Origin of the sequence: Sphingomonas sp. DC5200-1 (assembly GCF_049897245.1) — a bacterium.
GTDB lineage: Bacteria > Pseudomonadota > Alphaproteobacteria > Sphingomonadales > Sphingomonadaceae > Sphingomonas > Sphingomonas aquatilis.
In genome coordinates this window covers 30,054-44,108 of sequence record NZ_JAFCVW010000011.1, presented here as the reverse complement: position 1 = coordinate 44,108, position 14,055 = coordinate 30,054, and the positions used below count along the sequence as shown (strand labels likewise).

Genomic DNA, 14,055 nt, shown 5'->3' with positions numbered 1-14,055 from the left:
GGCGCTGCGAGGAGACTGAGATGAGCGGCCTGTTTTGGCTGGCGGACGAGCAGATGGCGCGACTGCGACCGTTCTTTCCGAAGAGCCATGGCAAGCCGCGCGTCGATGATCGACGGGTGCTGAGCGGCATCGTCTTCGTCAACCGCAACGGGCTGCGCTGGCGCGATGCGCCCAGCGCCTACGGTCCGCACAATACGCTGGACAACCGGTGGAAGCACCGGGGCGAGGCAGGTGTGTTCACGCGGATCATGGAAGGGTCGGCAGCGGCGAATGTCGAGCCCAAGACGGTCATGATCGACGCGACCCCGGCCTTCGCCGGGGCAGGCTTTACCTGAAGGCGCACCGCACAGCCTCAAGCCTGCGAATTAAAAGGGGATCTTGGCCGCCTGATTGGCCGCACCAAGGGTGGCATGAACACGAAGCTGCATACCATTGCCGACGCCAACGGCCGCCCTTTGTGCTTCTTCATGACCGCCGGCCAGGTCAGTGACTACACAGGCGCGGCCGCGTTGCTCGATGACCTGCCGAAAGCGCATGTGGCTGCTCAGTGGTGGCTGCTATGACGCCGACTGGTTCAGGGACGCTCTTCAGGCAAAGGGCATCCAGCCATGCATTTCGGGTCGGCGATCACGCAACGACCCGATCAGGTATGACAAGCGCCGCTACCGGCGGCGCAGCCGCATCGAAATCATGTTCGACCGCCTCAAGGATTGGCGGCGCGTCGCCACCCGCTACGATCGCTGCCCCACAGCCTTCTTTTCCGCCGTCGCCCTCGCTGCCACCGTCATCTTCTGACTTTGATCAACGAGTCCTGACCCTAACCCCTATCGATTCTGCGGAGTCGAATTTGGCTAATTAAGCGTTTAATCAATCGGCTATTGGTGCATAATGCAGAAATCGAAGATATTTAATATTGAAAAATATTCGCTGCATCGCGGCCTACAGCTTAGGGATTAATGACCGTGACGTATGTTGAAGAACCGGTAGCCGCGCCCCGACATGCATTTATTATCGGTGGTTGTCACATCGCGGGCGTAGGAATTGGAGAAAATCCGCCATTCTGGCGAGTCGTAACTGATTGGTGGAATGCAGACGAAATCGAGACTTCCGGGCATTTAACTATACCGAAGGCCTATGACATGTTACAACGACGTGTAACCTTACCTTCCGGATCTTTATTTATACTGCAACTCGGTCATTTTGACTCTTGGCAAGCATTTTCTAGGGTTAGCCCGATTCGCAAAAAAAATTTTTCTGGATTTAGACCCGCGAGTATCGCAACAGATAAGAAGAATTATGACCCTGTTTTTAAAAATTCTCTGACTCATTTGTCTCGCAAAGCAGCGGAGGGAATATTAGGCTGGGCTTTTGACAGGCTGACTATAAGAGATAAAGAGATTGATGCAGCAAAGCGAAAAATCTCTGATGAATTTGATAAATTAGCTAAATTTCTGAATTATAGCTCACCTAAAGCTGTTATTGTTTTATCGACATTTCCTACTGTAAGCATAAGGATAAACCACAATCGATTGATAATGAACCAAATATTGAAATATTATGCCAATATACACGGTTTCACCTATATTAATGTCTGGGAAGAGATAAAGTCGAGCCTTCTGACGGTGAATTTTCCAGCACGATCTCTTATACTAGACTCGATTCATTTAAATGCAAATGGGCATGATATTGTGGGGAAGGTAATTATTAAAAAATTGAAAGAAATATTTTATTAAGAAATTAAAATACATTTTGTGACTTTAAAAAAGTAATATTACCTAAATTATATTGATAATCCCCATCTCACCCAGGTGTTAATTGGCAACGTATTTGTCATCCTGTGTCAATAAATTTCTACTAGGGTCCAAACCCAATCAGCGGGTTGAGGCGAAGCGGCTTTCCTGATTCACTGCCGGTGTAGACCACGGGAGTGCTGGGATGGCGCTGTTCTGGTTGTCAGATGATGCTTGGGCGGCGATCGAGCCGCACCTGCCAAAGAACCAGCCCGGAGCGCGGCGAGTAGACGACCGACGGGTGATCTCGGGCATCCTGCGCGTGCTGAAGGTCGGCTGTCGCTGGTGCGACTGCCCGGCCGAGTTCGGTCCGTCGACGACGGTCTACAACCGGTTCAACCGATGGTCGCACCGGGGCTTCTGGCTCAAGCTGCTGGATGCGCTGGCAGACGCAGGCGCGGAAACGAAAAGCACCGCAATCGACAGCACCTACGTCAAGGGTCAGCGCGCCGCGTTCGGTGCAAAAGGGGGCGTTTCGCACAGGCGATCGGCCGTTCCCGCGGTGGCTGGACCACTAAGGTCCACGCGCTCACCGACGTCATCGGCCGTCCGTATGCGCTGATGCTGACGCCCGGCAACGTTAGCGACGTAAAGGCCGCGACCGCCCTCCTCGAACGTGCCGGGCGCATGCGCTACCTGCTCGGTGACAAGGGCTATGACGCTTCGGCTCCGCCGCCTGGCCCGCGATGCCGGTGCCGTCCCGGCAATCCCCGGCCGGCGCAACCGCAAGCGCGCCATCCGCTATGACAAGCAGCGCTACGCCGGACGCCACCTCATCGAGAACGCCTGCTGCCGCCTTAAAGACTTCCGCCGTGTAGCCACCCGCTACGACAAACTCGCTGTCAACTTCCTCTCAGACGCGCCCTCGCCACCGCCTTGGCATTCTGGCTCTGAATGAGTCTGGGCCCTAGGCTCAGGACTCATTGGTTGATCCAGAAGATGACGGTTGCCGCTAGAGCGATGGCTGACATGAAGGCGTGAGCGTATCGGTCGTAGCGGGTGTGGATACGCCGCCAGTCCTTGAGACGGCCGAACATGTTCTCGATCCTGTGGCGACGTCGGTAGAAGACGGCATCGTGTGGGATCGACATCTCGCGGCCTTTGCGTGACGGGATGCAGGCCGCGGTGCCGCGCGTGTCGAGGGCCTGCCGATACCAGTCGGCATCGTAGCCGCGATCGGCGAGCGGAACCGGAGCGGGCGGTATCGCCTCCAACATGAGGGCTGCTCCCTTGTAGTCGCTCTCTGTCCTTCGGTGAGGAGCATCGCGCGCGGGCGTCTTCGATCATCGCAGACGACATGCAGCTTGGAGTTCAGGCCATCCCTGGTACGCCCGATACATCGGGGGCGAGAGCATCGCTTAAACCCCTTTCTGAGCAGGCGGGCCGCCGTCCGGTGTGCTTTCAGATGCGTGGCATTTATCATCAACTGATCCCGCGGCCCGCCCTCGGCTGCCAGTCCTGCAAAGATGCGATTGAATATCCCCATCCGGCTCCAGCGGATGAACCGGTTGTAGTTCGTCTTGGGGGGCCGTAAGCCGCCGATGCATCCCGCCAGCGCAAACCGTTGCGGATCGCGAAGATGATCCCTCTGACGATCCGTCGGTCATCCACGCGCGGCACGCCATGCGACAATGAATAATACGGCTCGATCCGGCGAATCTGCTCGTCGGTCAGCCAGAACAGGTCATTAGAGCGTTTTCCGGCCGACCTGAGTCGAAGATGGATTCACATGGGCGCGCTGATCTGATTCACGGGGCTGGCTGGATGGAGGCCGGCATGGATGGGCAAGCCGTTGTCGATGGATCTGCGGTCGCGAGAGTTGGCCGCGGTTGACGAAGGGATGAGCTGCCGGGCTGCGGCGCGGCGGTTCGGGGTAGCGGCCGCGACGGTGATCCGCTGGCACGACCAGCGCCGCATAACGGGTGGCTATGCCGCCAAGGCGCAGGGCGGGGACACGCGATCGAGCCGGACCGCGCCGACGTCTTGTAGCCAGCGCGAGGCATGGTTCGACGGGCAGCTCGATCACGACCCCGCACGGCTGGTGTTCATCGACGAGACCTGGACGGCGACCCACATGACCCGCAGCCACGGCCGCTGCTCACGGGGCGAGCGGCTGCGGATGAGCTACCCGCACGGCCACCGCAAGACGACCACGCTGGTCGCAGGCCTGCGCATGACCGGCATGGTCGCGCCGATGGTGCTCGATGGCCCGATCAACGGCGACTGGTTCGAGGCCTATGTCGACCAGGTGCTCGTGCCTGACCTCAGGCGCGGCGACATTGTCATCATGGTCAACCTGTCCAGCCACAAGCGCGCCAGCATCCGCGATCTGATCGAGGTGGCCGGCGCCTGCCTCATATTTCTCCCGCCCCCGGCCTTCGCCGGGCCAGGCTCTACAGCCCCGACGTCAACCCCATCGAAAAGGCGTTCGCCCGCCTCAAGGCCGTGCTCCGCAAAGCCGGAGAGCGCACCGTCTCCGGCCTGTGCTCTCTTATCGGCAGGTTGGTCGACCTGTTCCAGCCGCAGGAATGCACCAATTACTTCAGCTCCTGCGGCTATGACGCAGACTGAATGGAAAAGGCTCTAATCCGGCCTCAATTTCCGTACCGCGCGGGAATAGATGGGTAGCCCATTCCGTGATCCCCGCCCCCTGATCGGCGATTCCGAGATTGGGTAGGATATTTCACTTCTGCTCCATCGCTAGCTGTCGCGAGGTGGCTGAGACGATGCTCACCGATGGTGTCAGCGGTATCCGGACGTCAGGGCGGCGCTTACCGATCGCCCCGACAACGGCATCGCATTCCGAAGGGTTTGGGCTCTGCCGCCCGACCGCATCCCAAGCACGGACATGGACGGATTGCGCGTCGCCAGAAGGATGTCGGGGCATCATGAGCGCGCGTCGGTGTGTCAGGTCCTTGCCATGGCCTTACGCGCAAGCCGTCAGCGACGCGATCGTCCGGTGCCGGTCGCCTGCTCGCTTGCGACCGCAAACGGGGATGTCGCATTGGCCTGCGGGGAATAATAGCGATCGATGCGATTGCGAATGCGCGACTGCACTCGGTTTTGAATACGCCTGTTGAGCCGGCCCATGGGTTCAATGCCGGTGTCGATCGCCACTTGCTCACGGCTTTGGCGTTGTCCAGCCTGCCCGACTGACGACCGCGCCGTTTCTCCTTGGCTGGTCATGGGCAGCCGAGAGGCCGAACGTGTCGGCATCTCCTGCGCCTGTCCGCGATCCTGACGATTTTGGGCCATAACGGGCATGGTGGACAGCAGGAGAGCAAGCGGCATGATCCAACGCATAGTCCGGATCATAGACCGTTTACCGCCATCCGCCTAGCCTATCTACACGCCCAACGGTTCAACGGCCAGCCGTCGCCACATGCGCCAGGAACCATTGATAGGTTTCGCGAACCCCATCGGCCAGCGTGACCGAAGGCTTCCATCCCATGGCTTCGATACGGCTCGAATCCATTAGCTTGCGCATCGTGCCATCGGGCTTGGTGGTATCGAACACGATCTCTCCGTCAAAGCCGGTGACCTGTGCGATCAATCGTGCGAGGTCGGCAATGGTCACATCCTCGCCATAGCCGACATTGATGTGGCTCAACATCGGTTCGGTATTGGCGCGGTAGCGTTCCACAGGTAGTTCGAATACGAACAGCGACGCTTCCGCCATGTCATCGACATGCAGGAATTCCCGCCGCGGCGTACCCGTGCCCCAGATCGCGACCTTGTCGACCCGTGACTCGACGGCTTCGTGAAAACGGCGGATCAAAGCCGGCATCACATGACTGTTCTCGGGGTGGAAATTGTCGCCAGGGCCATAGAGATTGGTCGGCATGACGCTGCGGAAATCAGTGCCATGCTGTCGGTTATAGCTTTCGCACAGCTTGATGCCGGCGATCTTGGCGACAGCATAGGGCTCGTTCGTCGGCTCGAGAACGCCCGTCAGCAGGGCATCTTCGCGCATCGGTTGTGCGACGGCACGCGGATAAATGCAGGACGAACCTAGAAATAGTAGCCGGCGGACGCCGCATGCGAATGCCTGATGAATGATATTGCACTCAATCATCAGGTTTTCGTAAATGAAATCGGCGGGGTAGGTGTTGTTGGCATAGATGCCACCGACCTTGGCCGCCGCCAATACGACCCCATCCAGTGCCTCGGTCGCAAAGAAATCGCGGACCGCGTGCTGGTCCGTCAGGTCCAGTTCGGCACGGGTGCGGGTCACCACTTCGGCCCCGCGCTCGGTCAGCTTGCGTGCAATGGCACCACCGACCATGCCACGGTGACCGGCTACGAAAATCCGCATCTGCGCTTCCTCAGGACTCGATCGACACGGGCAGCTGGTAACCATGCTGCTTGAGCAGAGCATGCCGCTTTGCGGCCTTCAGATCCTCGGCCACCATCTCGGCGCACATGTCCTGCACGCTGGTTTCCGGCACCCAGCCCAACTTTTCCTTGGCGCGGGTCGGATCGCCCAGCAGTGTGTCGACCTCAGCCGGACGGAAATATCGCGGATCGATCCGTACGATGACGTCGCCCGCCTTGACCGCCGGGGCATCGTCGCCCTCGACCGCCTCGACGATGCCGATTTCCGCTTCGCCGTCGCCTTCGAAGCGAAGCGTGATGCCGAGATGCTGGGCTGACCAGGTGATGAACTCACGCACCGAATATTGCACGCCCGTCGCGATGACGAAGTCTTCGGCGGTTTCCTGCTGAAGCATCAGCCACTGCATGTGAACATAATCGCGGGCATGGCCCCAGTCGCGCAGTGAATCGATGTTGCCCATGTACAAGCATGATTCAAGGCCCTGCGCGATATTCGCGAGGCCGCGCGTGATCTTGCGGGTCACGAACGTCTCGCCGCGGCGCGGACTCTCGTGGTTGAACAGCACGCCGTTGCAGGCATACATGCCATATGCTTCACGATAATTGACCGTGATCCAATACGCATAAAGCTTGGCGACGGCGTAAGGCGAACGCGGATAGAAGGGGGTCGTTTCGCGCTGGGGAATTTCTTGGACCAGGCCATAAAGTTCCGACGTCGACGCCTGATAGAAGCGCGTCTTCTTTTCGAGCCCGAGGAAGCGGATCGCCTCCAGCAGTCGAAGCGTACCCAGACCATCAACATCGGCGGTATATTCCGGCGCCTCGAAACTGACCGCGACGTGGCTCTGCGCACCGAGGTTGTAGACCTCGTCAGGCTGGATTTCCTGAATGATACGCGTCAGATTGGACGTGTCGGACAGATCGCCATAATGCAGCTTCAGGTCGGGCGACGCCGCATGGGGATCTTGATAGATATGGTCGATACGCTGGGTATTGAACAGCGACGCGCGCCGCTTGATGCCATGAACCTCATAGCCCTTTTCCAACAGCAGCTCAGCCAAATATGAACCGTCTTGGCCCGTGATGCCGGTGATGAGTGCGACCTTCTTCCCGCTCAACGTTCTTCCCTTCGTATCTCGTGCGATCAGAGGCGCTTTCCTCGATCGGTTTCTCATCAAGGATGGCAACATATCAATCACCCATCCTGCCCGAATAGCGGCAGCGATGCGATTAGCAACAATGGCGTGCGCGGTCAGATGACCACGACATTGCCGGTTCCTACGGACGGCGCAAGAGCTGCACCTCGGAAACCTGTCCCGAAACATCGCTCGACTGGTTGCCTGCCTGTACCGTCAGCTCGAGATATTGGGCCGGACAGGTGGCGGGAATGTTGACGCGACCTTCAAAGCGGCCTTCGGCGATCGATCCAGGCAGGGGGACGCGGGCAAGCTCGGCTCCGCCGATGCAACGCACGACCCAATATCCCCGCGCGCCCGACGCAGAATCGATGCCGGTCGCGCGTCCCGACAGGGTGTAGGTGCCGGGCGGCAGGACCTGAGCCTGTTGCAGAACCACGCCGCCAGCCATAGGCGAGACGACATATTCGAAACCGCCAGGCAGCAATGTCGCGGTCACGCCCGCATCGTCAAGTACCGGCTTCCAGTCGAACAGAGATATCGATGTCCGGGCGGCGGTGAAGTGCGGGTCACGCGATTGCTGCCGGTTGGCGCCCGTGATCGCGGCATAATGCGCCCAAGCCAGATCATATTGCTGCTTATGGCTCAAGGCATCGATGACTATCGTATCGGCCGAGAGGGGCACCGCGACGTGTGCGCGGCGGGCCTTTCTCAACAGAGCGGCCGTGGCGACCGGATTGCCGCCCAGCGCCGCCTGGTTCAGAAAATCGTTCCCCCAAGGGGGCCGCTTCGCCAACAAGGCGACCATGCCATCGGCGATTTTATCGTCGGCGATCGCTGCATTGAGAACCGGGTACAATAACGCGGGCGCAAAGCGAGATGTTCGGAGCGCGATGTCATAATTGTTCAGCACCCCCGGAATATCGTTCCGGCTTACGGCATCCTCGATTGCCCATAATTGCGTGCGAAGATCGCGACGGGACAGCTGATTGGCATAGGCAAAAATCCGGCGTGCCGGGCCGGTATCGCCCCGCAGTTGGGCATTGATACCCAGCGTGGCGACAGCCGCAACGGCCGTCGGATCCTGAACCAGGGCCTGTCGGGCGATCCGGTCGGAACGCTCCCGCGTTGCCTTGTCCACCTCCGTGCTAGAAAGCGCTGCCGACAACAGCGCCCCGATCCGGCCGTCATGCGATGAGAGCGAATAGGCCAGTTCGGGGCGGCTGTCCCGCAGTGTATAGCCCAGCGAATGCGTGACCGCCGCCCAGCCTAGGAAAAGCGCGCCGACGGCAATGCCACCCCGAATACCCCATTCGACAGGCGTTCGACGGGGCGCGGCATGATGGATCGGACGCATTTTCATCAGCGTGCGGCGCGGTCTTCCTGGCTACGACCATAGCCATAACCATAGTCATAGCCACGGCCATAATCCGCCTTGCTGGCCTCAAACTTCGTGAGAATACCGCCTATGACATGAACGTTCGCGGCGGCCAGGCGACCAAGCGCAGTGCGGACCATGCTGGAGCGGATACCGTGCGACTCCACCACATAGACCGTGCCCTCGACACGGCTGGCGATCAGCGGCGCATCGGCCAGGCCCATCACCGGCGGAGAGTCGATGATGACGTGATCATATAGCTCGAGCAGCCGTTCGATCAGCATGGGCAACCGGCTGCCCGTCAACAGTTCGGCCGCGTTGGGTGGGAGCGGCCCGGAGGTCATCACGTCGAACCCCAGTTCCGGCATCTGGAAAAGCAGCGGTGAGACGTCGTCCTGGCCGGCCAGGAAGTTGCTCAACCCACGATCGTGACTGATATTGGCGAGCTGGTGCACGGACGGCGAGCGCATGTCGCCGTCGACCAACACCACCTTCTTGCGCGCACGCGTGAGCATGGTCGCTAGCGCCAGCGCACTGCTCGATTTACCTTCGGCCGGGCGGGTCGACGTGATTGCCAGCGAGCGCGGCACGCCATGCGCGGTCGTGAAGGCCAGATTGGTCTGAATGGCCAGATAGGCATCGACCATTTCCGACTTGCGGTCGAGCAACGCATCCTTGGGTTCGATGCCGATCTTCGGCACCGAACCCAGTAGCGGCAGATTGAGCCGCCGTTCCACTTCGGCCGGATCGGCAATGGCTTCGTCGATCTGCTCCAGCGCGAAGGCAAGTGCGGACCCCAGCCCCAGGCCGATCAGTAGGGACAGCAGGAGGTTGAGCATCAGGCGAGGGCTCGAGGGATATTGCGGGATTTCCGCCGGATCGACGACGGAAACGTTGTTGATACCGACCCCGCCAGCGACGCCGATTTCCTTGAACCGCTGCAGCAGCCCGTCATACAGAGCGCGGTTGGTATCCACTTCCTGCTGATAAATATTATATTGAATGCTGCGGCGACGCACATCCAGGAAGCTGGACTTAAGGCTTTCGACGCGCGAGCGAAGCGCATTTTCACGCTCCATCGCCTGGCGGTATTCGGCCTGAACCGACCCCGACACGCGGCCTTCTTCCCGCGCGATCGACCGGTCGAGCTGATTGATCTGCGACTGAAGGGCCCGGGCCTGCGGATAGCCCGGCTCGAACTGCACCATCAGGCGCTGATATTCCGCCGCTAGTTCCGCGCGACGCTGGCGCAGATTGCTGATCGTCTGGTCGCGGAGCGCCTCGCTCGAGGTCCCCGATGCACCACCCGCCTGGGACCGTGCCTGGGCGGCGATACGGTCGGCCGTCGCCTGCGACAGGGCGCTGGTCAGTGCGGCCAGTTCGTCGGCTACGAGCGAGCGTTCCGATGTCGTGCCGTTGGCCGTCGTCTGCCCGGGCAGGTTGATGATACGCTGGGCCGAGGCATAGCCCACCAGTTGGCGCTGGGACTCGTCGAGGCGTTCCTTGGCCTGCGCGAGTTCACGCTGGAGCAGGTTGCGGCCATAGGATGTGGCCTGGACCTTGCGCTCTAGGTTCATCTGGATGAACGCATCGCTCCACGCATTGGCGACGCGTGCGGAAAAGGCCGGATCGGGGCTGATGAAACTGATCTGGACCAGGCGAGACAGGCGGGTCGGATTGATATTCAGGTTGCGACGCAACACCTCACCCGCCACGCGCAACCGCGTCGCGCGGCCGGCGACCGCATAGCGGCCATTGACCTGCTGGAAATCCGGGCTTTTCTTGGCAGCGCCGAAGCGCTCGAAGAAGGCGGGATCGTCAACCAGGCGCAATTGGGTCGCAACCCGTTCCGACAGCGACCGCGACTGGAGCAGCCCATATTGGGTCTGATAAAATTCCTGGTCCGCCAGGCTCGTTTCGCGTTCGACACCCTGGAAATTGGTGACCTGATTGGACTCGCGTGAAATCTCGATGGTTGCCGTCGCCGTGTATTTCGGTGTCATCAACAGCGTTGCGACCAGGCCGAGCAGGAGTGAGGCAACCGTCAGCCCGATGATCACAAAGCGCCAGCGATAAGAGATCCGCAGAAGCTGACGCAGCAAGTGCATATTATCACCGCCGACGACATCCCGCATCTTGGGATCGGGAAGGCCGGCCGGCGTGGTACCACGCGGGTTGGTTATAACCAGATTCATCAGACGGCCCTTACTGCAGGACGGCGATCAGCGGCGCTGCGAGCAGCGGCGAGAGAGCGACGAAGTCGCGGAAGAGACGACGTTGCGGCGAATCCCCAACGATGATGACATCATTAGCATAAACGGGGGGGTCGTCATAAGCACCGCGACGGATCGCGGCGATATTGTACAACCCCGCCATGCGGCGCGTACCGACGGTGCGCAGGATGACGACGTCTTCCTGGCGTGCAAACTCGTTAAGTCCCTTGGCCGACGCCACCACGCGCATCAAGGTCATCTGGTTGGTGACGGGGTACAGGCCAGGTTCCGAAACCGCTCCGTCTATGGTCACTACCTGGCTGACCGAGTTCTTGATGTTCACCGTCACCTGGGGATTGCGGACATACCGACCACGCAGTGCGGCCTCTATCGCCGCAGCGACCTCGGCCGCGGTCTTGCCGCGAACGTCGATCGTGCCGGCCAGTGGCATTGCGATGCGCCCGCTGGCGTCGACCTGCATCTCCCGACCCAGATCGGGGATGCCAAAGGCGTCGACCTCAATTGTGTCGAGCGGGCCAATCAGGGCCGGGCGGTCGGCAGCAGTCAGATCGCTGCGGTCGGGCGGGGGCAGGACACCGCTGCCTTCGACGACGGTCAGTTGCCCGTTGGAATGAATGGGTTCGGGGACGCCACAACCGGTAAGCAGGATCGCGCAGCTAAGGGCGATGAAGGTCTTGCGCATACGCGATGAATTCCGCGAATTGATGGGAAATTAGCCGGGCTATAGATGTTCACCCTATCGGGGTAAAGCTGAACGCTGTACCGAACTTCCCCAATGAAGCCACAACGCCGCCAATGTGATGATCATCATCATGATGGGCGTACGGGACGGATAGTCGAACGCGCTTGCGATCCACATTAGCAACAGGAGTCCAGACCCCAGTCGTCCGAGCAGAATGGCTTCATCGCGCGGACGACGCCACACCCGGACGCTGGCCCACAGCCACCATCCAAAGGCCATCAGCAGGACAAGCAGCGCACCGACCCCACCGTCCAGCAAGACCTCAAGCCAGTCGTCATGGGCATGGTTGAAATAGGTGAGGCGCAGCAACGCCATCGGTTCATGGATGCGAAAGATCGGATCGAAGCCGCCAAAGCCGCTGCCTACTGGGAAATATGTGCCGATCATCGACAGCACGGTCGGCAACCCGCGCACACGCATGTCGCTGCCCGCATCGACAGCGAAGATCCGATTGATCGCCACGGCCCGATCAGCTGCGACGCTGAGGAAGATGATGCCGGCGACAGCTGTGACGATCAGCGCGATCAGGACGGGATAAAGCCAGCGCGGTCCGAGCCGGACGACCGCATGGAGATCGCGCCGTACCAGCGCCAATGCTCCGAAGAGGGCTATCCCGGCGAGCAACAGGCCCCCGCGCGAACCGCTGGCCAGGATCGCCAGCAGGAACAACAGCATCAAGGCGCCGGCGATCGGCATTTTCCAGCGCATGGCGCGTTCGGAGCGTACCGCCCATACTGGTGCGATCATGCATCCCATCGCCAGAAAAAGTGCAAAGTGATTGCGATTGGCGAAATTGCCGCTGGGCTGGCCGATTGTGTCGTTGACCAGGGGGTTCTCCAATCCCGTGCCGGAAAATTGCAGGACGGCGACAGGCGCCATGGCAATAACCATGACCAGCAGGGCATCAGGCAGATAGCGACGATCGCGTTCGTCCAGCATCAGGGCTAGGACCAGAATGACGCCTGGCACCATCAAGGCATAAAGGGCATTCCAGGTTGCGCCCGGCACCACCGTTAACGGTCGCCAGGGCTGTGAGGCGCCAGTGATCGCCGAGGCATTGAGGAGCAGGCCGCGGCCGGGCAGCGAAGTCCAGATTGCCGGGGGCAATGGTATGAGTTGCACCGTGACCAGCGTCACGATCGCTGCGAACAGCAAGACGACCGGACGCCCTTGGCGCCAGGCGGGAGCGGGCCCGAAGAGAACCGCCATGACCAGTACCAGGGTCGCGACGCTACGCACGACCACCTGACCCAGGACGTCGGGCCGCGATGCCCCCCCGGCCAGCCATATCGCCGCTAGCATCAGGCACAGGAGCGCGAAGATCGGACCGATCTGCAACCGGCGGTTTGTCGAACGGGATTTTAGCATGCTGGTCGTGTTCATAGGCCGCACGTCGAACCGGATCAATCCGTGAACAGGGCGAGCATCCGTTGCGCCACTTCGTCCCAATCGCGTGGAATCGCAGCGAGCTGGGTTGTCCAATCGGGACGCCACGACGCGTCCAGACGCGCACGCAACGTCTGGATCGCGGCCACTAATGCACCAGGATCGTTGGGATCGAAATAGATGGCGCTGTCGCCGCACAGCGCGTGCGCATAGGGGAGATCGGCGGCCAGAACGGGCAATCCCAGGAACATCGCCTCCACCAGCGGCAGGCCATAGCTTTCCTGGAGCGAAGGAAACACCAGCGCATCGCAAGCACGGTAGCGTGCGATCATCGCGTCGGGACCAAGTGTTCCGTGACGGACGATACGGGGATCATGGCCGACCGCTGTGGCGTCGTCGGCAATCGTCAAGTCAAGCGAAACGACGTCGCCGCAATCGGCCAGGGCCTGGCCCAGCAACTGGTGATTCTTGTGGGGATAGGGCGATGCCGGAAAGAACAACCGCAGCGGTGTCCCTGCTGCGCGCGCTGGTAGCGGGGCGGGGGGCGTTGCCAACAGCCATGCCGGTGCGGGCTGCGCGATGATCGTGATCCGGCCGGCCAGTTCGGGATAGGTGGCGAGCAATCCATCAGCCATCGTCGTCGTCTGCACGACGACCCGGTCGATCCGCGAAAGATTGGCGCGGAACAGCGCGCGACTGATCGCCGACTTTAGATTGGTGATCGCCGAGGCGCTGCGGCTGCCGGCCAGCAGGAACGGTGTCTGCACGAACACGACCTGTCGCCGTGCGCCCTGACGGTAGGGCAGGTCGCCGAGCACCAGCAGGTCGCCGCCCCGGGCGATCCGTCGCCCGGTGGTCATGCATTCGATCACGCGCGACAGGGCATTAGGCAGGCGGCGCGCATAGTGTTGGACGCGGACCGCGCTGGAACCCGTCGGCGCGTCGGCCGCGTCGCCGCGTGCGGGAAGCCAGACGGTGTCGAGCGAGGGCGTACCCACCCTTTGCAACGCGGGAAGCAGCGAGCACAGCAACTGGGTCGCACCCAGACCCTGAA

The 14,055-nt window shown here is 60.8% G+C and carries 9 protein-coding genes and 4 pseudogenes; 4 read left to right on the top strand and 9 right to left on the bottom strand.

Translation table 11 applies throughout. The features are described from left to right. Positions 1-20 precede the first annotated feature (20 nt). The 3 genes and pseudogenes from ACP7A3_RS17910 to ACP7A3_RS17900 all read left to right on the top strand — a co-directional run bounded on the left by ACP7A3_RS17910 (position 21) and on the right by ACP7A3_RS17900 (position 2,684). Positions 21-795 (top strand): annotated as a pseudogene (locus tag ACP7A3_RS17910) (IS5 family transposase). Between the two features lie 167 nt (positions 796-962). Next, entirely contained in the window at positions 963-1,733 is a 771-nt protein-coding gene (locus ACP7A3_RS17905; RefSeq protein WP_426256767.1) for a hypothetical protein, read from the top strand. A 202-nt stretch (positions 1,734-1,935) separates the two neighbouring features. Continuing rightward, positions 1,936-2,684: pseudogene (locus ACP7A3_RS17900) on the top strand (IS5 family transposase). Between the two features lie 26 nt (positions 2,685-2,710). Here the strand turns inward: ACP7A3_RS17900 and ACP7A3_RS17895 are convergent. Next, positions 2,711-3,515: pseudogene (locus ACP7A3_RS17895) on the bottom strand (IS5 family transposase). A 55-nt stretch (positions 3,516-3,570) separates the two neighbouring features. On the opposite strand from ACP7A3_RS17895, the pseudogene ACP7A3_RS17890 reads away from it, so the two are divergent. Continuing rightward, positions 3,571-4,361: pseudogene (locus tag ACP7A3_RS17890) on the top strand (IS630 family transposase). Positions 4,362-4,730: 369 nt separating this feature from the next. Here ACP7A3_RS17890 and ACP7A3_RS17885 read toward each other — a convergent pair. The 8 genes from ACP7A3_RS17885 to ACP7A3_RS17850 form a co-directional block, all read right to left on the bottom strand. Continuing rightward, entirely contained in the window at positions 4,731-5,093 is a 363-nt protein-coding gene (locus ACP7A3_RS17885) for a hypothetical protein (RefSeq protein WP_426256768.1), read from the bottom strand. Positions 5,094-5,151: 58 nt separating this feature from the next. Next, positions 5,152-6,105, bottom strand: a complete 954-nt coding sequence (gene fcl / locus ACP7A3_RS17880) for a GDP-L-fucose synthase (protein ID WP_426256769.1) — start codon at positions 6,103-6,105, stop codon at positions 5,152-5,154. 10 nt (positions 6,106-6,115) lie between these two features. Next, positions 6,116-7,243: a GDP-mannose 4,6-dehydratase gene (gene gmd, locus ACP7A3_RS17875; RefSeq protein ID WP_426256793.1), complete on the bottom strand. Its 1,128-nt coding sequence runs from the start codon at positions 7,241-7,243 to the stop codon at positions 6,116-6,118. Positions 7,244-7,403: 160 nt separating this feature from the next. Continuing rightward, positions 7,404-8,618: a hypothetical protein gene (locus ACP7A3_RS17870; RefSeq protein ID WP_426256770.1), complete on the bottom strand. Its 1,215-nt coding sequence runs from the start codon at positions 8,616-8,618 to the stop codon at positions 7,404-7,406. Between the two features lie 5 nt (positions 8,619-8,623). Further along, positions 8,624-10,834 carry a GumC family protein gene (locus ACP7A3_RS17865; RefSeq protein WP_426256771.1) on the bottom strand — a complete coding sequence of 737 codons (2,211 nt, stop codon included), beginning with the start codon at positions 10,832-10,834 and terminating at the stop codon, positions 8,624-8,626. Between the two features lie 10 nt (positions 10,835-10,844). Then, complete coding sequence (locus ACP7A3_RS17860) at positions 10,845-11,555, bottom strand: polysaccharide biosynthesis/export family protein (protein WP_426256772.1); 711 nt, start codon at positions 11,553-11,555, stop codon at positions 10,845-10,847. 54 nt (positions 11,556-11,609) lie between these two features. Then, positions 11,610-12,998, bottom strand: coding sequence for an O-antigen ligase family protein (locus ACP7A3_RS17855; RefSeq protein ID WP_426256773.1), 1,389 nt, complete (start codon positions 12,996-12,998; stop codon positions 11,610-11,612). Positions 12,999-13,018: 20 nt separating this feature from the next. Continuing rightward, positions 13,019-14,032, bottom strand: coding sequence for a glycosyltransferase (locus ACP7A3_RS17850; protein ID WP_426256774.1), 1,014 nt, complete (start codon positions 14,030-14,032; stop codon positions 13,019-13,021). Positions 14,033-14,055: the final 23 nt, after the last annotated feature.